The organism is Cytobacillus sp. C11.1 (genome assembly GCF_058145115.1).
On the sequence record NZ_CM176935.1, the window covers coordinates 4,348,993 to 4,371,001 of the forward strand.

The 22,009-nt window shown below is 41.3% G+C and carries 23 protein-coding genes and 1 other annotated feature; of the genes, 1 reads left to right on the top strand and 22 read right to left on the bottom strand.

Annotated elements, in window-relative coordinates; translation table 11 throughout:
- Positions 1-169: 169 nt before the first annotated feature.
- The 16 genes from AC3ZVC_RS21440 to spoIIGA form a co-directional block, all read right to left on the bottom strand.
- Positions 170-1,474: a solute carrier family 23 protein gene (locus AC3ZVC_RS21440; RefSeq protein ID WP_490065154.1), complete on the bottom strand. Its 1,305-nt coding sequence runs from the start codon at positions 1,472-1,474 to the stop codon at positions 170-172.
- A 141-nt stretch (positions 1,475-1,615) separates the two neighbouring features.
- Positions 1,616-2,158: a bifunctional pyr operon transcriptional regulator/uracil phosphoribosyltransferase PyrR gene (pyrR, locus tag AC3ZVC_RS21445; protein ID WP_490065155.1), complete on the bottom strand. Its 543-nt coding sequence runs from the start codon at positions 2,156-2,158 to the stop codon at positions 1,616-1,618.
- A 184-nt stretch (positions 2,159-2,342) separates the two neighbouring features.
- Positions 2,343-3,254, bottom strand: a complete 912-nt coding sequence (locus AC3ZVC_RS21450; protein ID WP_490065156.1) for an RluA family pseudouridine synthase — start codon at positions 3,252-3,254, stop codon at positions 2,343-2,345.
- The gene (gene lspA, locus AC3ZVC_RS21455) at positions 3,226-3,720 is read right to left on the bottom strand and encodes a signal peptidase II (protein WP_214724733.1); all 495 of its coding nucleotides are present in this window, start codon (positions 3,718-3,720) and stop codon (positions 3,226-3,228) included. Before lspA ends, AC3ZVC_RS21450 begins: the two co-directional genes overlap by 29 nt.
- 79 nt (positions 3,721-3,799) lie before the next feature.
- Complete coding sequence (locus AC3ZVC_RS21460) at positions 3,800-4,087, bottom strand: hypothetical protein (RefSeq protein ID WP_490065157.1); 288 nt, start codon at positions 4,085-4,087, stop codon at positions 3,800-3,802.
- A 419-nt stretch (positions 4,088-4,506) separates the two neighbouring features.
- The gene (ileS, locus tag AC3ZVC_RS21465) at positions 4,507-7,278 is read right to left on the bottom strand and encodes an isoleucine--tRNA ligase (RefSeq protein WP_490065158.1); all 2,772 of its coding nucleotides are present in this window, start codon (positions 7,276-7,278) and stop codon (positions 4,507-4,509) included.
- A gap of 246 nt (positions 7,279-7,524) precedes the next feature.
- Positions 7,525-7,786 (bottom strand) — a binding site (T-box leader).
- Positions 7,787-7,836: 50 nt separating this feature from the next.
- Entirely contained in the window at positions 7,837-8,355 is a 519-nt protein-coding gene (locus AC3ZVC_RS21470) for a DivIVA domain-containing protein (RefSeq protein WP_110065760.1), read from the bottom strand.
- 137 nt (positions 8,356-8,492) lie between these two features.
- Positions 8,493-9,266, bottom strand: a complete 774-nt coding sequence (locus AC3ZVC_RS21475) for a YlmH family RNA-binding protein (RefSeq protein WP_490065159.1) — start codon at positions 9,264-9,266, stop codon at positions 8,493-8,495.
- Between the two features lie 60 nt (positions 9,267-9,326).
- Positions 9,327-9,590, bottom strand: a complete 264-nt coding sequence (locus AC3ZVC_RS21480) for a YggT family protein (RefSeq protein ID WP_144542425.1) — start codon at positions 9,588-9,590, stop codon at positions 9,327-9,329.
- A gap of 6 nt (positions 9,591-9,596) precedes the next feature.
- Positions 9,597-10,043, bottom strand: coding sequence for a cell division protein SepF (locus AC3ZVC_RS21485; protein WP_214724724.1), 447 nt, complete (start codon positions 10,041-10,043; stop codon positions 9,597-9,599).
- A 1-nt stretch (position 10,044) separates the two neighbouring features.
- Positions 10,045-10,734 carry a YggS family pyridoxal phosphate-dependent enzyme gene (locus AC3ZVC_RS21490; protein WP_490065160.1) on the bottom strand — a complete coding sequence of 230 codons (690 nt, stop codon included), beginning with the start codon at positions 10,732-10,734 and terminating at the stop codon, positions 10,045-10,047.
- Between the two features lie 6 nt (positions 10,735-10,740).
- On the bottom strand, positions 10,741-11,562 hold the full coding sequence (gene pgeF / locus AC3ZVC_RS21495) for a peptidoglycan editing factor PgeF (protein WP_490065161.1): 822 nt from the start codon (positions 11,560-11,562) through the stop codon (positions 10,741-10,743).
- Between the two features lie 73 nt (positions 11,563-11,635).
- Positions 11,636-11,905, bottom strand: coding sequence for a YlmC/YmxH family sporulation protein (locus AC3ZVC_RS21500; protein WP_214724718.1), 270 nt, complete (start codon positions 11,903-11,905; stop codon positions 11,636-11,638).
- Positions 11,906-12,034: 129 nt separating this feature from the next.
- Entirely contained in the window at positions 12,035-12,814 is a 780-nt protein-coding gene (gene sigG, locus AC3ZVC_RS21505) for an RNA polymerase sporulation sigma factor SigG (protein WP_026041699.1), read from the bottom strand.
- 187 nt (positions 12,815-13,001) lie between these two features.
- A complete protein-coding gene (gene sigE, locus AC3ZVC_RS21510; protein ID WP_009330857.1) occupies positions 13,002-13,721 on the bottom strand; it encodes an RNA polymerase sporulation sigma factor SigE in 720 nt (239 codons plus the stop codon).
- Positions 13,722-13,765: 44 nt separating this feature from the next.
- Complete coding sequence (gene spoIIGA, locus AC3ZVC_RS21515; RefSeq protein WP_490065163.1) at positions 13,766-14,704, bottom strand: sigma-E processing peptidase SpoIIGA; 939 nt, start codon at positions 14,702-14,704, stop codon at positions 13,766-13,768.
- Between the two features lie 309 nt (positions 14,705-15,013).
- Here spoIIGA and hmpA point away from each other — a divergent pair, with 309 nt between their 5' ends.
- Positions 15,014-16,243, top strand: a complete 1,230-nt coding sequence (hmpA, locus tag AC3ZVC_RS21520; protein WP_490065164.1) for an NO-inducible flavohemoprotein — start codon at positions 15,014-15,016, stop codon at positions 16,241-16,243.
- A gap of 193 nt (positions 16,244-16,436) precedes the next feature.
- Here hmpA and ftsZ read toward each other — a convergent pair whose 3' ends face one another.
- The 6 genes from ftsZ to AC3ZVC_RS21550 all read right to left on the bottom strand — a co-directional run bounded on the left by ftsZ (position 16,437) and on the right by AC3ZVC_RS21550 (position 21,807).
- Positions 16,437-17,579 (bottom strand): cell division protein FtsZ, encoded by a 1,143-nt coding sequence (gene ftsZ / locus AC3ZVC_RS21525; protein ID WP_490065165.1) that lies wholly within the window; start codon positions 17,577-17,579, stop codon positions 16,437-16,439.
- Positions 17,580-17,748: 169 nt separating this feature from the next.
- A complete protein-coding gene (gene ftsA / locus AC3ZVC_RS21530; RefSeq protein WP_214724710.1) occupies positions 17,749-19,035 on the bottom strand; it encodes a cell division protein FtsA in 1,287 nt (428 codons plus the stop codon).
- A gap of 123 nt (positions 19,036-19,158) precedes the next feature.
- Complete coding sequence (locus AC3ZVC_RS21535) at positions 19,159-19,521, bottom strand: small basic family protein (RefSeq protein WP_214724708.1); 363 nt, start codon at positions 19,519-19,521, stop codon at positions 19,159-19,161.
- Entirely contained in the window at positions 19,521-20,252 is a 732-nt protein-coding gene (locus AC3ZVC_RS21540; protein ID WP_490065166.1) for a DUF881 domain-containing protein, read from the bottom strand. The genes AC3ZVC_RS21535 and AC3ZVC_RS21540 overlap by 1 nt, the downstream gene beginning before the upstream one ends.
- 84 nt (positions 20,253-20,336) lie before the next feature.
- Positions 20,337-21,068 (bottom strand): DUF881 domain-containing protein, encoded by a 732-nt coding sequence (locus AC3ZVC_RS21545; protein ID WP_490065167.1) that lies wholly within the window; start codon positions 21,066-21,068, stop codon positions 20,337-20,339.
- Positions 21,016-21,807: a cell division protein FtsQ/DivIB gene (locus AC3ZVC_RS21550; RefSeq protein WP_490065168.1), complete on the bottom strand. Its 792-nt coding sequence runs from the start codon at positions 21,805-21,807 to the stop codon at positions 21,016-21,018. The genes AC3ZVC_RS21545 and AC3ZVC_RS21550 overlap by 53 nt, the downstream gene beginning before the upstream one ends.
- Positions 21,808-22,009: the final 202 nt, after the last annotated feature.

Here is a 22,009-nt window from a genome sequence, read left to right on the forward strand (position 1 = left end):
ATTTCCGCTGCAGGCACTCGCTTTCCGTGGGCTTCCATAAAAAAGCACCCTGCCAATTCGGTCAGGGTGCTGCAAAGTTGAGGCCACCTGGCATTTGGGTACACTGGTCCCGTTTAGCCAAATTGCCGCAAACACCCTTTTAAGTCTCTCTGGACCTAGTTAAAACGTGTTATGCTACATTAGTTTTTTTTTCGTTTTCACTTTCAAACATGTCATCTTTAGCTTCTTCTCTGCCTGGAAGAATCAGATTTAGGAGGACGCCGCTGATCGCAGCCAGGGCCATTCCTTCAAGTTTAAATTCCCAGATTTCAATATGCGCTCCGCCAATCCCCAGTACAAGGATGACTGATGCGATAACCAGGTTGCGGTTGTTTCCGAAGTCCACTTTGCTGTCAACAAGCATTCTTAAACCTGATGAAGCGATGATACCGAACAGCAGGATGGATACTCCGCCCATTACTGGTGTAGGAATGGAGCTGATTAGGGCTGTAACCTTACCGATGAATCCAAAGATTATCGCAATGACTGCGGCACCTGCCAGTACATAGACACTGTAGATTTTAGTGATGGCCAATACACCGATGTTTTCACCGTATGTTGTTTTTGGCGGTCCGCCGATTAATGCTGAAATCATAGTTCCTGTTCCGTCTGCAAGAATGGAACGGTGCAATCCAGGTTCCTTAATATAATCTTTTCCGACTACTTTTCCAAGTACAAGCTGATGGCCGATATGCTCTGAGATCGTTACTACTGCTACCGGAATCATTAGAAGTGCCAAATCAAACGTTACCCTTACTTCATAATCTGCAAAAGGAAACAAGAACTCAGGCATTTCAAACCAGGCTGCCTGCTGAACTAATGAGAAGTCGATTATGCCCATTGCCAGTGCATAAACATATCCAATGATGATTCCTGCCAGAATTGGCACCATGCTGAGCATGCCCTTTGCATAGATGGAGAAAATGATTGTAGCTGCCAGCGTTACAAGCGCTACCGAGAAATGCAGCATGCTGTATTCACCTGTTTCAGGGTTATTCATTGCCATGCCGACTGCTGTGCCTGCAAGTGCCAGCCCGATTACGATGATGACTGGGCCTACTACAATTGGCGGAAGCAGGTTCATGATCCAGCGATAGCCTGCTTTTTTAATGATTAATGCAACAGCTCCGTATACAAGGCCTGCCATGAAGCTTCCAATCATGGCTGCGCCCGGGCCGCCGGCTGCTTTTGCAGCGATGATTGGAGCGATAAAAGCGAAAGATGACCCGAGGTATGCCGGTACCTGCCATTTTGTAATGATTAGAAAGGCAATAGTTGCAAGTCCGCTGGAAATCAAGGCAATCGCGGGGTTCAACCCGACCAAGTATGGTACTAAAATGGTTGCTCCGAACATTGCGAATAAGTGCTGTAAGCTTAATGTCAGCCAGTGGGCCGGTGATGGGATGTCATTTATGTCTAAAATGGGTTTATTCATTCAAATCTCTCCTCTTTGTTTTATTAAAAAACCCTCTTTGCAAGTAAGGCGCAAAGAGGGTGAAAGAGGACAGCAAAAGACAGACCGCTTCTGCTGAGTTCCCCTTTGTCAGCCTCTCTGGACTGCATTTAAAAGGACTATTTATTTTTCGAATATGCTTACTTGATCGTTTTCATCTACTTCCTTTAGCTCAACTACGATTTTCTCTGAACTTGAAGTCGGTATGTTTTTACCTACATAATCAGCTCTTATTGGCAGCTCTCTATGTCCCCGGTCAACAAGGACAGCAAGCTGAATCTGCGAAGGTCTCCCGATATCAATCAGTGCATCAAGGGCAGCTCTAACCGTCCTTCCTGTATAAAGGACATCATCCACAAGGATTACCTTTTGATCATTGATATCCTTTTTGATATCAGAGCCTTTGACTAACGGTTCCTGATTTTCAGTTTTTTTAGTAAGATCATCTCTGTATAAAGTAATATCGAGTTCGCCAACTGCAATTTTTGCTCCTTCTATCTGTTCGATCCGTTCCGCTAAGCGGTTTGCCAGGTATATCCCCCTGGTCCGGATGCCAATCAGGATACAATTCTCGATTCCTTTGTTTTTCTCAATGATTTCATGGGCAATCCTTGTCAGTGCTCTCCTGATTGCTTGTTCGTCCAGGACAATTGCTTTTTGCTGCATTCTGATCACCTCTTTTATAATAAAAAAACCCTCTCACCGATACGGCGAGAGGGTAAACGAAGTCGTTTGCTGCAGAATGAGGATACAGTATCCTCCATTCCAATCCGTTTCCTTCCCAGCCTCACGGGACTGTTTTAAAGGACTTATTTAACTATAGTCATCTTATAGCACATATGGACAGTTGTCAACGATTATTTGCAAGATTATCTATGAGCTCTTGAAAATAAGAAGGAAGCGGTGCCTCAAATTCCAGATACTCTCCCGTCCTTGGGTGATCAAATCCCAGCACTCCCGCATGAAGGGCTTGTCCTCCAAGATCCAGGGTCTTCCTTGGCCCGTATTTTGGATCTCCTGCAAGCGGATAACCTATATATTTCATATGCACACGGATTTGATGGGTCCTGCCTGTTTCCAGCTGGCATTCAACAAGTGTGAAATCCTTAAAACGTTCGAGGACATGAAAATGGGTGACTGCATGTTTGCCATTGTCCACTACTGTCATGCTTTGACGATCCTTAGGGTCTCTGGCAATCGGTGCATCAATGGTTCCATAATCATGGGGAATAACTCCATGGACGATGGCACGGTATTTTCGTGTTACCGTTTTTTTCATAAGCTGGTTAACGAGGCTTTCATGAGCCAAATCGTTTTTGGCAACCATGAGAAGTCCTGAAGTATCTTTATCAATACGATGAACGATTCCAGGTCTCATAACACCATTTATCCCTGAAAGATCTTTGCAGTGGGCCATCAGGCCGTTTACAAGGGTGCCGGTTCCGTGCCCGGCTGCAGGATGGACTACCATTCCTTTAGGTTTATTCACAACAAGGACATCCTGGTCCTCATAATAAATATCCAAGTCCATTTCTTCAGGTACCACATCCAATTCTTCGGGATCAGGTATGGTGATCTCAATACGGTCATTCACCGTGCATTTATAATTTGTTTTCGGCTTTTGTCCATTTACAAGAACATAGCCATCCTTGATCCATTGCTGAACCTGGGTTCTTGACCACTCTGCATTTAGCGTGGATAGTACTTTATCTATTCTTTCTCCTGCCTGTTCCTCAGGAATGATGTGTTCCATTTTCTCCATAAGATTTCTCCTTCTTTGCTTCTCTCTCTTCAAGCAGCATCTGGATCATCAGCATGCCTACTCCAATCACCAATGCCGAGTCAGCAATATTGAAAACGGGGAAGTCATAGCCAAAAATATAGGTGTTTATAAAATCAACAACCTCTTTCCGATATACCCTGTCAATAAAGTTTCCAATCGCTCCGCCCAGCATTAATCCCAAAGAGACACCTAGAAGCATTTTGCCTTTAGCCGCTTTTTGAATGTAATAAATAATTCCAATGATGACAATGACGGTTATCACATAGAAAAACCACATTTGACCCTGCAGGATACCCCATGCAGCGCCACGGTTGCGGTGCGATGTAATATAGAGAAAGTCTTCAATAACCTTCACACTTTCCCCTAATTCGAAGTTCTTTACAATCAGCCATTTTGTCAGCTGGTCAAGAGCAATCACAAACAAAGCAATTATGTAATAAAACACAAAGGCAACCCCCATATCTCATATCATTACCTTTGCATTTTAGCACAAACTGAATAAAAAACACAGCACACGCTTAAACTCAATGATAGATCGATTTTCGGTAATAATTCCCGAGCTTGCTGCAATCCTCCATCGTTTTTAAGGTCGGTACCATTTCAAGCAAATCTGTTGGGAGCAGCTCACCGGAAATTTCACATTTCCCATAATCGCCATTTTCAATTTTTTTTAGCGTCTGCTCAATGTCATTCAGCTCTTCCAATAAAATTGGTTTAATCAAAGCTGAACTATTGCCTTCCATCAGTCTTTCCAATATTTCTTGTCTTGTATTACGGAGTTCTGAATAGAGCCCTTCTGCTTTTGCATCCATGCCTTTTTCCTCCGTTCTATTGGTGTTTCCTTTATTATTTCTCGGAGGCGTTTCCAGACACGGGCAAACTTTTAGCAAACGGCACAACATTTAACGAAGGTGGAATTATTTATTAAAACTCTTGGAACATTTCTCTAGGTATCATTTTTTCTTCCCTTTTATAAGGCTGAAGTAAAAATTCAAGCTTCCTTTTGTTCCCTTTCCTCACAGTTAAAGATAAAGTTCCGGCATGTATACTTTTTTGTTCCTTTTTTCGAACTTAAGGAAATTTTAAGCACGTAAGTTCCCCCTTCGTTCTTTCTCCGAATTAAAGACAAGATCCTGCACCCATGGACTTTTGTTTCCTTAACCCGCGCTTTAGATAAAGTCCTAGCAGCCTAAAATAAAACAGCCCCCTGAACCAGGGGACTGTTCAATTATTACGCCAAATGGCTATAGTTATTTTTTACAACATCAGCACAGCGAGGGCAAAGTGTATCGTAGCCTTCAGTCTGGCCAACTTCCGGTGTTACTGTCCAGCAGCGCTCGCATGTTTCACCTTCTGCTTTGGTAACAGCAATTGCGGTGTTTTCAAATTTCATTGCGTTTTCAGGAGCATCTTCCAGGCTGCCTGCTACTTCAAAGCCCGAAACGATAAAGAGCTGCTGAAGGTTTTCCTGGATAGAATCCAGTAGGTTTTTAGCATGATCGTTAACATAAAGAGTGACTTTTGCTGTCAGTGATTTACCGATAATCTTTTCATTGCGCGCTTCTTCCAATGCCTTTAAAACGTCATCGCGAAGCTTCATAAATGCCGTCCATTTTTCTTCAAGCTGCTTCGCATTTGGAAGCTCTTGATATTCCGGCATATCAGTTAATTGTACACTCTCTTCTTCCACATTTGGGATAAAGTTCCAAACTTCATCTGCTGTATGGGACAGAATTGGCGCTACAAGTTTTGTAAGAGCAATCAGGCTCTCATAAAGTACTGTTTGGATCGCACGGCGCTCTGCATTATCTTTTGCTTCAATGTAGAGAACATCTTTTGCAAAATCAAGATAAAACGCACTTAGATCCAATGTACAGAAATTATTGACTGCGTGGTAGATGCCCGCAAATTCATAGCGGTCATAAGACTCACGCACGCTCTTAATCAATTTATTAAGCTTAACAAGCATGAACTGATCAACTTCACGCAGATTTTCAAATGCAACTGAATCAGTTGCAGGATTAAAGTCAGCAAGATTTCCAAGCAAGAAACGGAAAGTGTTGCGGATCTTGCGGTACACTTCAGCAACCTGTTTCAAGATTGCATCGGAAACACGGACATCTGCCTGGTAATCAACAGACGCAACCCATAAACGAAGGATGTCAGCACCAAGCTGGTTCATAACTTTAGCCGGCACAACAACGTTGCCGATGGACTTACTCATTTTTCTGCCTTCGCCGTCCAGGGTAAAACCATGGCTTAGAACACCTTTATAAGGAGCTTTTCCTGTCACAGCAACTGCAGTCGATAACGAAGAGTTAAACCAACCACGGTACTGGTCAGATCCCTCAAGGTATAAGTCCGCAGGACGCTGAAGATCATCTCTTTCTAAAAGAACAGCCTGGTGGGAAGAACCAGAGTCAAACCAAACGTCCATGATATCCGTTTCTTTCGTAAATTGGCCGTTCGGGCTGCCAGGATGAGTGAACCCTTCAGGAAGCAATTCCTTAGCTTCTTTTTCAAACCAAATATTTGAACCATTTTCACGGAAAAGATTTGACACATGTTCGATTGTCTCATCTGTAATGATTTCTTCTCCACTTTCAGCATAAAAGACAGGAATTGGAACACCCCAGACGCGCTGACGGGAAATACACCAATCTCCGCCGTCGCGGACCATGTTGAACAGTCTCGTTTCACCCCATGCAGGATACCAATTCGTTTCCTTAACAGCTTCTAAAAGTTCATTGCGGAAATCCTTAATGGATGCAAACCATTGTGCTGTCGCACGGAAAATAACCGGCTTTTTTGTTCTCCAGTCATGCGGATAAGAGTGAGTAATGAATGTTAGCTTTAATAAAGCTCCAACTTCCTCAAGCTTTTCCGTAATTGGTTTGTTGGCTGCATCATAGAACAAGCCTTCAAAACCGGGAGCTTCATTTGTCATGTTTCCTTTATCATCTACCGGGCATAATACGTCCAATCCGTATTTCATACCAACATGGAAATCGTCTTCCCCATGGCCAGGAGCTGTGTGAACACAGCCAGTACCTGCATCTGTAGTTACATGCTCGCCCAGCATAACAAGGGAGTCACGCCCATAAAGGGGATGCTCAGCAATTACATGCTCTAGGTCGCTTCCTTTAATTGTTTTCACAACATTATGGTCTTCCCATTCGAACTCTTTTGCGACTGACGACAATAAATCTTCAGCAACAAGATATTTTTGGCCACTTGCTTCAGCAACAGCATAATTAAGCTCCGGATGAACAGAAATTCCAAGGTTGGCAGGAATCGTCCAAGGAGTTGTTGTCCAAATGATGATTTGCGTATCGTTATCCAAAACGTTCTTTCCATCTTTTACTTTAAATCCAACATAAATCGATGGTGAACGTTTATCTTTATATTCAATTTCAGCTTCAGCCAATGCAGATTCAGATGACGGAGACCAATAAACAGGCTTTTTACCCTTGTAAATGTAGCCCTTTTTAGCCATTTCTCCAAATACTTTAATTTGCTGTGCCTCATACTCAGGCTTCAACGTGATATAAGGGTTCTCCCAATCACCGCGTACACCCAGACGCTTAAATTGTCCCCGTTGGCTGTCAATTTGCTCATAAGCGTACTCTTCGCAAAGTTTACGGAATTCCGCAACACTCATTTCTTTTCTTTTTACCCCTTTATTTGTCAAAGCCTGCTCAATCGGCAAACCATGTGTATCCCATCCGGGAACATATGGGGCATTGTATCCGGTCATAGACTTGGAACGGACAATGAAATCCTTCAGGATTTTGTTCAGTGCATGGCCGATGTGAATATCGCCGTTTGCATATGGAGGGCCATCGTGCAGCACAAACATCGGACGGCCTTTTGTGCGTTCCTGTACCTTTTCATAAATATTCATTTCTTCCCATTTAGCCTGGACCTCAGGTTCGCGCTTTGGAAGATTCCCGCGCATCGGGAATTCTGTTTTTGGCATTAATAAACTATCTTTGTAATCCATTCCATTTTCCTCCTGTATAAAGTGAAACTTCAATCAGTGGGGGGTTCCTTCATCCCCATTGATTGTTAGTTGAACCAATCGGGCCTCTACGGTCAGTTGGACTCCCACTTATCCCCCTTCGATTTCTCTGTGTCTTGAAGCGGGATTCCTACCGCCCATTAGACTGCGACAAACTCATTAAATACCATGATTGCCAATGTTAGAGCAGATAAATCATTATAAAACACAAAAAACCCTCTCATCCCAAAAAGGGACGAGAAGGTTTTATTCTCCCGCGGTACCACCCTTGTAGACGGAATTACTCATTCCATCCGCTCAAAGCATTCTTAACGTGAATGATTCGCCTTGGCCTACTGGTTCTAAAGAATGTTCGGCAAGGAACTCAAGGGTGATTTTCCAATTTTCTGCTTATCCCCGGGCTTCCACCATCCCCGGCTCGCTAACAGAGTGCGCATGCACTTCTGCACTTAAGCTAAAAAAACTGTACTTTCCCTCTCATCGTTTATAATCATGGTATTTACTTTGTTATAAAAGTATATGCGATATCTAAAGCTTTCGTCAAGCCAGTGATTCTTCCTCTTCTTTTAATGATTTTAGGTCTGTAGAGTCAAGCTTATACTCCATTAAATGATCCCAATCATCGTTGTTCAGCATATCAAGCTGTGCTTCAACGAGCATTTTGAAACGGGTTCTGAATACTTTGGATTGTTTCTTCAGGTCTTCGATATCCAATGCGATTTTTCGTGCTTTCGATAATGACTCATTAACAATCCGGTCAGCATTCTTTTCCGCTTCTTTAATGATCAGCTTTGCCTCCTTATGTGCATTGCGCTTGACTTCTTCTGCAGCTTCCTGTGCCACCACAATGGATTTATTCAAAGTCTCTTCAATTGTTGTAAAGTGGCCAATGCGATCGTTAACTTCATTGAGTTTTTCTTCAAGTTCCTTTTTTTCCCTGATCAGGATTTCATAATCTTTAATGATTTGGTCGAGGAACTCATTTACTTCATCTTCATCATATCCGCGGAACCCTTTACTGAATTCCTTGTTATGAATATCTAACGGTGTTAATGGCATAGGTGCCACCTCCCAGATCTGTTGTTCTTATGTAAAAATTTGTCTGAGCCTGCTGGTTCCCTTTCATTATAACAGACTCCGCTATCTTTTGATTTATTTATTCGACAGCTTGCATCAAATTCCTGCATTATTATAAATTATTTTTGCCTTCCAGCGATAATTCTCCATTTATCCTTCTTGGTTTTCCCTTCAATCTCCATGATTTTGGAGCGCCCTTGTCCCCTGACTGAAATCATATCTCCTTCTTTGCATTCAAAGGAGGGGTTTTCAATTAATGTCCAATTGACTTTAACCAGCCCCTGCTGGATAAAAAGCTGTGATTTTTGCCTGGAGATACTGTATACCATTGAAATGACCGTATCAAGCCTTAAGGATGAGGATGTGACCGAGTATTCCCGCCACTCCTCGCTTGTCTGGATTGCTTTAGCAAAGGGATGCTTCCTTAGAGTAACGGAGGCTCTGCCGATGGTCTCCAGCTGCAGGCGAATATAGTCCTCCACTTCTTCAGATACAAAAAATTGGATCCTGTCGTTATCGAATAGAATATCACCGAATTTTCCCCGCTTTAATCCAAGAGACATCAGGCTGCCTAAAACCTGAGGATGCTCGAGTGTAACAAACTTTTTGGGATAGTCAACTTCAAATAAGCAGATTTGAAAATCTTCCTCATCTGTTTGGTAATAATCCGGTAATATAAAAGCCCTTTTCCTCTCCGAATTTGGTATACCTCCAAATAAATCACACTGTATTCCTGAATGCTGTCCTATGATGCTTTTAAGAATATACTGCTCCCTCGGATCAAGAAAATCGGTGAGCTTTGGAGCATATGTATTTTCTGCCTGATCCTTCCAATTGAGGACCTGGTCAATAAACTCTTTTTCTTCCGGACGGAAGTGCTGATAAATGCTCAATCAAATCCAAGCCTCCTTTTTACAAAATAAAAAAGGGCCTTATTAGCCCCCTTTTTATGCTTAAGCAATCCATTGATACAACTGGTGCAATCCTCCAGTAGCAAAACGCAGGACCAAAATGGCAACGATTGGTGAAATATCAATCATGCCAAGCGGAGGAATGATCTTACGGAATGGTTCAAGATATGGTTCGCAAATTCTGGCAAGAAACTGGCCAAAAGCTGACTCTCTCGCATTCGGAAACCAGGACAGCAGAATATAAATGATTAATGCCCATGAATAATAATAAATTGCTTGTGATAAGATTCCAAATAAAAATTCCATTGAGTGTTACCACCTCGTACTTTCGAATTCTTGTTCCTTCATCAATTGAGAGATGCTTCCTGAAACTTCCACATTATCAGGCGTACATAAGAAAATATCTGTTCCAACTTTTTGAATATCTCCGCCGATGGCATAAACAGTTCCGCTTAAAAAATCAACGATCCGTTTGGCCTGATCCTTATCGATTCTTTGCAGGTTCACCACAACGGCCCTTCTATTCTTTAACTGATCAGCAATATCCTGTGCTTCCGCATACATACGCGGCTCAACCAGAACTACTTTAGACGACTTCTGCACACTTTGCAGGCTGACGACATTTTGTTTTTGAACTGGCTGCTGCTGTTTCTGCGCCTGCTTTACCGGTTCTCTTTCTTCTTCGATGATTTCCTCTTCCTTATAGTCATATTCATCATCCAGGAAGAAAAATGTTTTAAATTTTGATTTTATACTCATTTTATTGAACCTCCTGATCCTTTTCGCCTACTAAAGCAGTTCCAATTCTCACCATGGTAGCCCCTTCTTCAATGGCGATGGCAAAATCGTTTGACATGCCCATGGAAAGCTCAGTGCATGGAGCAAAATCATAATTAAGGTCTCTCACCTCTGCTTGAAGGTCCTTCAGTTTTCGGAAACAGGAACGCAGCAGATCTTCATCAGAAGTAAATGGTGCCATCGTCATAAGCCCGATAATGTTCAGGTTCTTAAACTCTTCAAGGCTTGAAATGAATGCAGCTACATCTTCAGGATTAATTCCCTGTTTGGACTCTTCTCCTGAAACATTAACCTGAACAAAACAATTAATTTTTTTCGCTGCCCGTTTATCAATTTCCTTTGCAAGCGATATCCGATCCAGTGAATGGATAAAATCAACCTTATCAATAATGTTTTTTACCTTCCTGGTTTGAAGTGTACCGATAAAGTGCCAGGTCGGCTTGTCCTTTAAAACTTCCCACTTGGCAAGGAGTCCATCATCTCTGTTTTCTCCTAAATTCTCAATTCCAGCCACAAGAGCTTCTTGGGCTCTTTCTATTGAAACATATTTAGTAACAGCAATAACTGTAATTTCATCAGGATTACGCCCCGCTTTTTCGCACACTTCCAGAATGGCAGACTTTATTTGCTTTAAATTCTCTTCAACTTTCATTTAACCTCAGACTTCCTCCTTCCATCCGATAAAGCTCATCATTCTGCCAGTTCTCCCTTTATCTCTTCGATGGGAGAAGAAATAGTCCTTATGGCAGCTTGTACAATATTCCGTAATCAATATATTATCTTCTAAAATACCTGCATTCAAAAGAATTTGCTTGTTCAGCTTTTTCAAGTCCAGATGGTACTGATTGTCATTAATTAAATTATATGGCTTTATCTCGACATCTTCTAGTATTTTTTGCACTTTTGAAATGACACGATCATCAACAATGTAACAATTTTCGCATATGGAAGGCCCGATCACTGCTTGAACCTCACGTAAATCAATTCCTTCATTGCCGTAGAACTCGGCCATATTTTTGCCAATTCCCTCGACTGTACCCTTCCAGCCTGCATGGGCAATGCCAATCGCTCCTGTTTTTTCATGCAAAAAATAAAGCGGCACACAATCTGCATAACAAAGAGTTAATAGTACACCTGTATCATATGTAAAAAAACCGTCAGTGCCTTGAAATGAATCTTCATATACAAGTGCGCCCTTCCCCTGGTTTTCCTTGGATACCTTTTGGATTCTTACTTCGTGTGTTTGTTCAGCACCAACCCACCGATCTGGAGAAAAACCAAGCAAGCCAGCCACATGTTTCCGGTTTTGGCTGACCGCTTCATAGCTGTCTTTCACATGCAGCCCTACATTAAGGGCTTCAAACTCATTTTGGCTGCAGCCGCCATTCTTGGTTGTGAATCCGGCTGTTATATTAGGAAAACGATCTGTCCATTCTTTTATCACAAAATACTCTCTATTCTTTAAAGAAAATGGCTCCATATTTTTAACCCCATCTTATTTTTCTATAGTTTACCATACAGTCTGGACCGTTTACAGCTTTAACACCGCTTCTTTACGCTTCTTCCTCGATATGCTTCAGTTCAGTTGTATCTTTATAGCGAACCAATATGACATCCTCTCCGATTTTTAATATGTTTTTCCATGGAATAACAATATCCTCATCCTTGCCGAAAAAGCCTAATACTTTTCCTGCTCCGCCTATAACAACTGCTTCAATTTTGCCAGTGTTTATATTAATGTCAATATCACCTATGTTTCCAAGCTTTCTGCCATCCGCTACATTAACAACATCTTTCATCTGGAATTCAGATATTTTCACCATAGAGACTTCACTCCCAATTTTATGTTCTTATTAAATATATGTTTGCTGCTCTATGAAAAATGTTAGAAAAGGAGTGAAAAGAATAAAACCTTAAAGCCGGGAAAAGCAAAAAGCAGCCAAAATGGCTGCTCAGCTTTGAATATTTTTATTCATTTGTTTAATGGCGGCTTTTTCCAGTCTGGAGACCTGTGCCTGGGAAATGCCAATTTCCTCGGCCACTTCCATTTGGGTTTTCCCCTGGAAGAATCTCTTCCTTAGAATCAGCTTTTCTCTTTCATTCAGTCTCCGCATTCCTTCTTTTAATGCTATTTCCTCAATCCATTGAATATCCTTGTTTCGTTCATCGCTCAACTGATCCATCACGTAAATCGGGTCTCCTCCATCATTATAGATCGGTTCAAATAAGGAGACGGGATCTTGGATCGCATCCAATGCGAAAACAATTTCCTCATGCGGAACATCGAGCTCTTTGGCAATTTCTTCAGCGGTCGGTTCTCTTGAGGTTTTACTCATCAAGCGTTCTCGCACTTGCAGCGCTTTATAAGCAATATCCCTTAATGACCGGGATACGCGTATAGGGTTATTATCCCTCAGATATCTGCGGATTTCTCCAATAATCATTGGGACTGCATAGGTGGAAAACTTAACGTTTTGACTTAAATCAAAATTATCAATAGATTTCATGAGACCGATACAGCCGACCTGGAACAGGTCATCAACAAATTCGCCTCTGTTATTAAATCGCTGGATCACACTTAATACGAGACGCAAGTTGCCGTTGACGAGTTTTTCCCGTGCGGTTATATCCCCCTTATGCATTTGCTTGAAGAGCTCTCTCATTTCTTCGTTTTTTAAAACTGGAAGCTTTGAAGTATCAACACCGCAAATTTCTACTTTATTTCGAGTCAATCCATTTCCCTCCTCACAGGAGCTGCTGTACAAAAAACAGTATCTCCTTGAGCAGGAAAAATATGCACAGGCTATTATTGCTGCCGGATGGGCAAATGGCCAAAACATCATAAACACTAGGTTTTTCGCTTGCAAATTTTTGTAAAAAAATTATTAATAGGATTCCATAAAAACTGTTCTGAATTTTCTAGACCATCTTATTAAATTCCTTCTTCAACCTTTTAATAATCCTTTTTTCCAGGCGGGATATATAGGACTGGGAAATTCCCAGCATATCTGCCACGTCTTTTTGAGTTTTTTCTTCGCCTGATCCGAGACCGAACCTCAGCTCCATGATTTGCTTCTCCCTGTCTGAAAGCTGGTGTAAGGCTTTTAGGAGCAGCTTTTTATCAACATTGGCTTCCAAATCCTTGGTGATGATGTCATCCTCAGTGCCAAGGACATCGGAAAGTAGCAATTCATTCCCATCCCAATCTATATTTAATGGTTCATCGAAGGAGACTTCAGAGCGAATTTTATTATTTCTTCTTAAGTACATTAGAATCTCATTCTCAATACAGCGGGAAGCGTATGTAGCCAGCTTAATTTTTTTCTCAGGGTTAAAGGTATTAACCGCTTTAATCAGACCGATCGTTCCGATGCTGATCAAATCCTCAATATTAATGCCGGTGTTTTCGAACTTTCTGGCAATATAAACAACCAATCTGAGGTTTCTTTCAATTAGAATGGATCTTGCAGCTTTATCCCCTTTCGGAAGCTTGATAAGCAGCATTTCTTCTTCTTCCTTGCTGAGAGGAGGAGGGAGTGCTTCGCTGCCGCCTATATAATAAACTTCATCTGTTTTGATCCCCAGCTTAATTAATAATTTATACCAATAATAGGATAAGCGAAGTTTTAACTTTTTCATGAATTGTCCTCCTTCTAAATTATGTTTCTGCAGAGTATAGTATATTAACTTACCTTTGCATCCGGCTTTGTTTTACTTATGCCAGTAAGCATTTTAGGATGAACGATACATTGAAACGCATCGTCAGCGGACAGCTGCTGCATTGAAAAAGAGACCAATCCCCTTTCTGCTTCGATTATGTCATTTTCTTTTTCTATAACAATGCGATCAGGTTTAAAAGCAATGATAAGCTGATGTTCTTGTCCAACTACCTTGCAAGGAATAACCCTCATTTTATGCTCCCACTCTCCGCTGATTGATTCGTTGCCTAGTATTATTTCTTCAGGGTTTCCAGCAATTTTTATTATTTCCTCAGGAAATTGTTCAAGCCTGTCTTTAATCGAAATAAACATGACCGGCATCTTAGAAATAGGATCATACAGCTGGTTGCCGCTGTCAATCAGGCCTTTGAAACGATATTCTCGTTCATTAATAAAAATTTGAACTTGGACCAGGGAGTCATATTGGATTTTGGTTATTTCAATTCCTTCAATATTCCTTTTTGAAAAATGCCAGGCTAACGGAAAGCCCAGCAGTACGAACAGCCAGCTGATTGGGTCTCCAAATCCTTTAACACTTGCCAGCATAACAGAAGAAGATAGCTGGTAATCAAATTTCATAAAATAATGGATGCCAATTAAGGATCCCCCAATTAAAAATGTTGAAAAATAAAAGATCATAAGTCCTTTTAAAAAATAACGTAACCGCTTAAAGCCAAAAGCGGTAAGTACCATGGCAACAGAGAATAATAACTTTGTTATGGGGTGTCCAGAATAGGCATTTAATGGAGTAAAAACTAATAAAATAATAACCGAACCTATCAAGCCTCCCGCAAAAACTCTCCAGAGACGAACTTCCCTCTTTAAAATAATGGCTGTCAGATAAAGGAGAAGGCTATCAAACATAAAGTTTAATGCCCAGATAATATCCAAATATACCGCCAATTATCTTCCCCCTTAAAAAGCTAAGCACTCAAATAAACCATAGTGAAAACCTCCGAAATTCTGTGGAAGTTATGATGCTATGATTCTGTTAGAAAAAAGTATAGCGCATAACAGCAGATAAAGTGTGTCACTTTCTGTAAGCAAAACGATAGAAATTTTCCTATTTCCCTTCGGATTTTGTCAGTATTTTTCCTTTTTTAGCTCTTTAATTGTTTTCATTATTTTTTAATAGTGTGATGTACATCACATATTTTCTTTTTTATATGACCTATAATGACAGTGAAAATATAAAAAAGGAGTTTTGCTGTGATGCTAGACACAAAAAAAATAGAAATTATTAAAAGCACTGTACCTGTACTTGAAAAACATGGCGAAGATATCACTAAAACTTTTTATAAGCTAATGTTTACAAATCATCCTGAACTATTAAATATTTTTAACCATGCAAATCAAAAGCAGGGAAGGCAGCAGAAAGCGCTTGCTAACTCTGTTTATGCCGCTGCAAAATACATTGACAAGCTTGAGGTCATCCTGCCTGTTGTAACTCAGATTGCTCACAAGCACCGATCATTAGGAATTAAACCGGAGCATTATCCAATTGTTGGGGAGCATTTAATCCTTGCAATAAAAGAGGTTCTTAAAGAAGCAGCTACCGACGAAATCATTGAGGCATGGACAAAAGCATATGGAGTTATTGCTGATGCTTTTATCGGCTTGGAAAAGAACCTTTATGATGAAGCCAGCCAGAAACCAGGCGGCTGGGAGGACTTCAGAACGTTTACCGTTACAAAGAAAGTTAAGGAAAGCGATGTAATCACATCATTCTACTTCAGTCCAGTTGATGGCGGAGAAATTGCAGACTATCTGCCTGGCCAATATATTAGTGTGAAGCTAAATATACAAGGGGAAGAATATACACACATCCGTCAATACAGCCTATCTGACTCTCCAGAAAAATCGTATTATCGCATTTCTGTCAAGAAAGAAGAAGGCACCAATGAGAAGCCGGAAGGAAAGATATCAAACTATCTTCATAATGAAGTAAAGGAAGGCGATCAAATAGAAATAAGCGCACCAGCCGGAGAATTTGTTCTTGAACAGACTGACAAACCGATCGTTCTCCTTAGCGGCGGCGTTGGTATAACCCCTATGCTGAGTATGCTTCGCCACATTGATGCATCAGATTTGTCTAACGAAACTACCTTTATCCATGCCGCAATCAATGGAAATGTGCACGCTTTTGCTGAGGATATAAAAAATATAGAAGAAAACAATCAGTTAGTAAAAGCTTATTTCTGTTATGAAAAGCCTTCCGAAAAGGATAAGGAAGAGAAGACCTACGAAAAAGAAGGCTACATTACATCTGAATGGCTAAAAGGCATCGTATCCAATATGGATAGCCAGGTTTATATGTGCGGTCCTGTACCGTTTATGCAAGCTATGTACGAAGCATTGCTTGAAGCAGGTTTCAAAAAAGAAAATATCCGTTATGAATTCTTTGGTCCTTCAATGGCATTGAAAGAACCACAATCTGTATAAAGCAAAAAAGAGGGTGTCCCAAATGGGCACCCTCTTTTTTGCGGGACAATAGCTCTATAAAGTTGGCCTGTTGAATTCCGCTCCAATCAACTCACTGCTAAATAGCATAAAATAGTTTTTACAAATTTTTCTCGTAAAAAAACCACCTGGAATCAATAAATTCTGATTCCAGGTGGTTTTTTTAAGTCTATCATTATCTTCTGCGATTGCGGTTGCGGAGGAACGTTGGAATATCCAAAGCTTCTTCCGGCTGGTGAGACTGGCTGTTTCTAACAGGCTCCTGGGGAGCTTCCTCCCTTTTTTGCTCACGCTTGACCGTCCCCATGCTTGGTGCCGCTTTAGGCTGTCCAAATGAAGGTCTGGTTGGTTTAGGCTGGATAACTTCCTCGTTAAATCCGGTCGCAATAACTGTTACAACAATTTCATCCTTTAGGTTTTCATTAATAACAGAACCAAAAATCATGTTCACGTCCTGGTCTGATGCAGAAGCAACAATATCAGCAGCTTCCTGGACTTCATACAGGCTTAGATTGGATCCGCCTGTGATATTCATCAGAACCCCCTGAGCTCCGTCAATTGACGTTTCAAGCAATGGTGATGAAATGGCTTTTTTTGCCGCTTCAGCCGCGCGGTTTTCGCCTGCAGCAACACCAATCCCCATTAATGCAGATCCTTTATTCGACATAATCGTTTTTACATCTGCAAAATCCAGGTTGATTAGTCCAGGTACGGCAATTAAATCGGAAATACCCTGTACACCCTGTCGAAGAACATTATCCGCTTCGCGGAATGCTTCAAGCATCGGAGTGCTTTTATCAACGATTTCTAACAGCCTGTCATTAGGAATAACAATTAGGGTGTCCACTGCTTCTTTCATGGAAGCAATACCGCCGGCAGCCTGGGTAGAACGCTTTCTGCCTTCAAATGTAAATGGGCGGGTAACAACTCCAACTGTCAAGGCGCCTAAATCACGGGCGATTTGGGCAATTACTGGGGCGGCCCCTGTTCCAGTTCCGCCTCCCATTCCGGCGGTAACAAATACCATATCTGCGCCTTTTAAAGCTTCTTCAACCTGCTCCTTGCTTTCTTCGGCTGCTTTTTTGCCTACTTCAGGGTTTGCACCTGCACCAAGACCTCTTGTAAGCTTTCCGCCAATTTGCATTTTCACCTCTGCTTTTGACAGGTTCAGCGCCTGAGCATCTGTGTTGACTGCAATAAACTCGACTCCCTGCACACCGTGCTCAATCATTCTATTTACTGCATTGTTACCGCCGCCTCCAACGCCGATTACTTTTATCGTTGCTAATGAATCTAAATTCGTATCAAATTCCAACATGACTAATCCTCCTAATTCGTCGATATTCCTAAGAACACCTTTTTCTGATTCGCTTTTTAATTTGCACTATGAATGAGGCTTTGCTCCCTATTTCTCAGTGCTTGTCTTTTTTGATGATAGCCCAATGGCTGGTTATTCCGTTTCCAAAACCCGTGCGAATCAAATCAAGTTATTCGAAAAAGTATCCGAGGAACTTTTTAACTCTTGATGTGATTTTTTCTTCCGGCTGTTTTTCCGGCTTTGTTTTTGGTTGCGGTTGTTGTTTTTGAACTCGTTTCTCTTTTGCTTCAGGAACTGTTACTGGCTGCTCCATTCTTCTGCCCTGTATCTTGGCATTCTTGTAAGCAAACTTGATCAGTCCGACAGCTGTAGTGTACTGGGGTTCCCTTACACCAATATAATCAGGGATTGCTATGCGTACCCTATTTTGGAACACGACCTGTGCCAATTCAAGTATTCCCTGGGTATTCGCTACGCCCCCGCTAAGGACATAGCCCCCTGGAAGATCCTTTGCTCCAAGGCGCTTCACCTCATGCTGGATAAGGTCAAATATCTCTTCCATTCTCGCCTCAATAATGTCCGATATTTCAAGCTGATTAAATTGCTGATGCTGGTCACTGCCAATAATCGGAACACTGAATACTTCATCTTCGGATGCATGGTCATAGAATGCATAACCATGCTTAGTCTTAATATTTTCTGCATCTTCTGTAGATGTGCGAAGGCCAATTGATAAATCTTTTGTTATATGGTCCCCGCCCACTGGGAGGACACTGGTTGCCTTCAATACTCCATTTTCAAACAAAGCGATTGTTGTAGAACCCCCGCCAATGTCAACAAGTGCCACTCCTAGGTTCTTTTCATCTTTCGATAGTGCAAAAGCACCTGCTGCCAGCGGCTGAAGCGTAATATCCATAATTTCAAGGCCAGCACGTTCTACACAGCGCAGTGTGTTATGTAATATTGTTTTGGACCCGGTAATAATAGTGCCCTCCATTTCAAGGCGCACACCAATCATTCCGCGGGGATCGCTAATCTCGTCCAATCCGTCAACAATGAACTGTTTTGGGATGACATCAATGATATCCCTTTCAGGAGGGATAGATACGACCTGTGCCGCATCAATAACTCTAGCAACATCCTCGTCTGTAATTTCCCTGTTTTCGCTGGAAACTGCTACAACTCCATGTGATGGCTGAAGCATAACATGATTGCCGGTAATTCCTACAATCACATTTTTAATCTCCATTCCTATCATTCTCTCAGCCTGTTCTATTGCCTTTTTAATAGAATGAACGGTTTCGTCTATATCAACAATGGAGCCTTTGCGTAACCCTTCTGACTGCACATTGCCCACACCAATAATATTTAAAGAGTCATTGACCATTTCCCCAATGATTACTTTCACACTGGATGTACCGATGTCAAGACTAACATATATTTCATTGCTGTTCATTCTCTGGCACCTCCTTTTGTATTCCAATTATTGAACAACAATCATCTTTTTGTTGTTTGTGCAAATTAAGTAGTTTATCTATAAAATTATTCGTCAAAACTAATATATTCCCTTTTTTAAATATCAATTTTTTTCTGTTTTTTCGTGGTTTTGGGACCATTTTGCGATTAGAATACGCCTAATTACCGCAATATTTTGGAAAAGCCTGACTCCAAACGCAAAAACGGCTGCTAAATACAAGTCTACACCAAGATGAACACCCAGAAAAGCTAAACTTGCTGCGAGCAAAATATTGAAAAAGAATCCGGATACAAAAACTTTTTCATCATAGATATTTTGAAGCTGTGCCCGAATTCCTCCGAATAGAGTGTCCAGCGCAGCAAGGACAGCAATGGATAAGTAATTTGAGTATTCATCGGGGATTTTTATATCCGTCAATAGACCAAGTATTACCCCTATGATTAATCCTAAAATAGGAAGCCACATTATGAATTGCCTCCTTCTTCAGGTTTCACAGGCTCCATATATCTGATTCTGAGTGCATCGTCATAAGCCGGAATGGTGACAGGTCCTTCAGGTATATGGACCTTTACCCGCAGATTATCTATGAAAAATTCCTCTGCCGATTTTGATACTTGCATTCTGTTAAACAGCTTCTCGGCTGACTGAGCGTTCTCTGTTATTACTTTGATTTCAATGGGCAGCCGGTTGAGTGCATATCCGTCAACCATTGTTTCCCTGTTAATATCACGGATAACAGTAGTGTTAATGACCCGCCTCCCATCAATAGAAATATGCTGGGCATCATACATATTCAGCTCATTAACTAGCCTTTTCAGTAAATCAGGCGAGACAGACTCGACTTGTTTACCAAGAAGAAGCTCCTCATAAACCGGTTCAATGGTCAAAATAATCCCCGGTCCTGTCACTTCACTTAATCCGGCTTCCATTCTTAATTCCTCCAGCGTTTCACGCAGCACTTGTTCCTTGCTTTGTTTGCGCTTTGTTTCATACTGGGCAATCTTCTCTTCGTTTGAACTTATCTCGCGAAGGAGCTTCAATTGCAATTCCTTTTCTTTTAGCAAATCTTCTCTTAACTGCCATGTATCCCTTGTATCACGAACTACAGGTTCTTTTACAGTTTGAAATTGTATGGCAATCATAAAGCCAATGACTACCGTAATAAAAGTAAAGCTGAGTTTCTTTTTGCTGTCCACTTTAATTCCACCTTACTTTCCAGTATAGATCCTTTTGTGGACACATCGTTAAATCAAAAGGGAAGAATATTGAATTGGTCGGCTTTAAGTTCCCAGTAACGGTTCCATGATAATTTCAGCTTTTTTTTCCAATGTGAACTTGATGTTTTCTTCTACCAATGTATCCTTAACTCCGCCTGTTAAATTCAGAGCTGACGAAAGGACATCCGCATCACCAATAGCCGTGATGACAAAAGGTGCAGGATGCTGGTAGCCGTCTACTTCAATTACAGGCCCATTGCAAACTACATAAGAGCTGTGGGATAGTCTCTGACCGTTAATGGAGACTGCAGCAGCTCCGGAAATATATAGTTCATTAACGACTTTAAATACATGGTGTTCATGAACAATATAATTATTGATGTTTTCCTCATCTGGATTATAGTCTCCATCTGCAAGGGTAACCTCTACACCCTCACCCTTTACTTTTACTTTACCGAGGTGCATCCTGTATTTCTCAGCATCCTCAGCAAGGTTAAAATAGATCTGGGCTTCCTGGGACAGCTCTCTTTCAATTTCCAGGACATTTTCCTGCTTCTGATTCAGTTCCTTCTGAAGCGCCCTGTTTTTTTCCTCCAGTTCAACCAGCTGATTTCGAAGTTCCAAATCTCTTTCCCATTGCTTTCCCGTCAGACCGGTTCTTTCATTTTCCCCCTGGGTAAGATGGTAGGAAAAGGCCATCATATAACCCAGTACCAGAAAGACCAATGAGAAAATGACGTGATTACCCTTCACCTTCAGTTTCTTCTTCAACCTTTTCAGCTCCCTTTGTTTCATAAGCTTTAAAATAAGAGCCTACTTCCAAGTCAATGATGCCTTTTTTTTCAGGGTCCAGCTGGCTTATAATAGAAGGATAATGTGCCATTTTTTCTGAAAAACTTCTTAAAGTTGCACTAACCTCAAAACCATCATTCATATATAGAGTAATATGAAAAGAATCAGTTTCTTTAGGAGTATGCTGTATCTCGGATATGGAATTTAAAACTTCTTCAGGCAAGGTCTCCAGTTCCCCAATCATCATGTCGAGTATATCCCCTTCTGAAAATCCGCCAAGGATAGGAGCGTTAACAGGAATCTCGGCTACCTTTACATCCTTTAAAATTTCCCCATTCTCCAACACAGGCAAATAATGTTTCTCTTTTGTTATGTAGGCAATGCGCTTTAGTTCATCCACCTTAATGGCAATTGTGTGAGGTAAATGAATTTTCACATCGGAAGATTTAATTTCAGGCAACTCTTTAAGCTTACCCTCGATAACCTCTTCTTCAACCTTCCAAATATTTGTTTTTTCAGTAACACCGCTAATTTGTATTATTTCTTCTTTATCATAAATTGAATTTCCGGATACCCTGATTTGTTTAATGTGGCTTAAGGGCGATTGAAAGTAAATAACTAAAACAATGAGCGAAAAGAAAAGCAGAAGCAAAAAAATGAGCCTTCTATTCGCTTTTTTACGCCTCTGCTGTTTCAGCTTTGGTATTCGATCCTCAAGCGAAACAACCTTACTTTTCTCCACTTTAAATTCACCCCACATAGAAAAGCGCAGGGCTTCCGCCCAATAGAGTTACACAGACTATCAGTCCCCTTCCGAAAGCTAATGCATTCGGCAGAGGGATGTTGTTTCGCTGCAGCAGTCCTGCATCGCGTCTGCTGTACCCTGATTCTCCCAAAAGCAGCCGCTTTTGGCCGTGCGCTGAAAATGGTGTTGCAGCCTGCCT

Coding starts and splice junctions, on each gene's coding strand:
- AC3ZVC_RS21440 (WP_490065154.1), bottom strand. CDS start 1,474: ATGAATAAACCCATTTTAGACATAAATGACATCCCATCACCGGCCCAC.
- pyrR (WP_490065155.1), bottom strand. CDS start 2,158: ATGCAGCAAAAAGCAATTGTCCTGGACGAACAAGCAATCAGGAGAGCA.
- AC3ZVC_RS21450 (WP_490065156.1), bottom strand. CDS start 3,254: ATGGAGAAAATGGAACACATCATTCCTGAGGAACAGGCAGGAGAAAGA.
- AC3ZVC_RS21460 (WP_490065157.1), bottom strand. CDS start 4,087: ATGGATGCAAAAGCAGAAGGGCTCTATTCAGAACTCCGTAATACAAGA.
- ileS (WP_490065158.1), bottom strand. CDS start 7,278: ATGGATTACAAAGATAGTTTATTAATGCCAAAAACAGAATTCCCGATG.
- AC3ZVC_RS21470 (WP_110065760.1), bottom strand. CDS start 8,355: ATGCCATTAACACCGTTAGATATTCATAACAAGGAATTCAGTAAAGGG.
- AC3ZVC_RS21480 (WP_144542425.1), bottom strand. CDS start 9,590: ATGGAATTTTTATTTGGAATCTTATCACAAGCAATTTATTATTATTCA.
- AC3ZVC_RS21485 (WP_214724724.1), bottom strand. CDS start 10,043: ATGAGTATAAAATCAAAATTTAAAACATTTTTCTTCCTGGATGATGAA.
- AC3ZVC_RS21490 (WP_490065160.1), bottom strand. CDS start 10,734: ATGAAAGTTGAAGAGAATTTAAAGCAAATAAAGTCTGCCATTCTGGAA.
- pgeF (WP_490065161.1), bottom strand. CDS start 11,562: ATGGAGCCATTTTCTTTAAAGAATAGAGAGTATTTTGTGATAAAAGAA.
- AC3ZVC_RS21500 (WP_214724718.1), bottom strand. CDS start 11,905: ATGGTGAAAATATCTGAATTCCAGATGAAAGATGTTGTTAATGTAGCG.
- sigE (WP_009330857.1), bottom strand. CDS start 13,721: ATGAAAAAGTTAAAACTTCGCTTATCCTATTATTGGTATAAATTATTA.
- hmpA (WP_490065164.1), top strand. CDS start 15,014: ATGCTAGACACAAAAAAAATAGAAATTATTAAAAGCACTGTACCTGTA.
- ftsZ (WP_490065165.1), bottom strand. CDS start 17,579: ATGTTGGAATTTGATACGAATTTAGATTCATTAGCAACGATAAAAGTA.
- ftsA (WP_214724710.1), bottom strand. CDS start 19,035: ATGAACAGCAATGAAATATATGTTAGTCTTGACATCGGTACATCCAGT.
- AC3ZVC_RS21535 (WP_214724708.1), bottom strand. CDS start 19,521: ATGTGGCTTCCTATTTTAGGATTAATCATAGGGGTAATACTTGGTCTA.
- AC3ZVC_RS21545 (WP_490065167.1), bottom strand. CDS start 21,068: ATGAAACAAAGGGAGCTGAAAAGGTTGAAGAAGAAACTGAAGGTGAAG.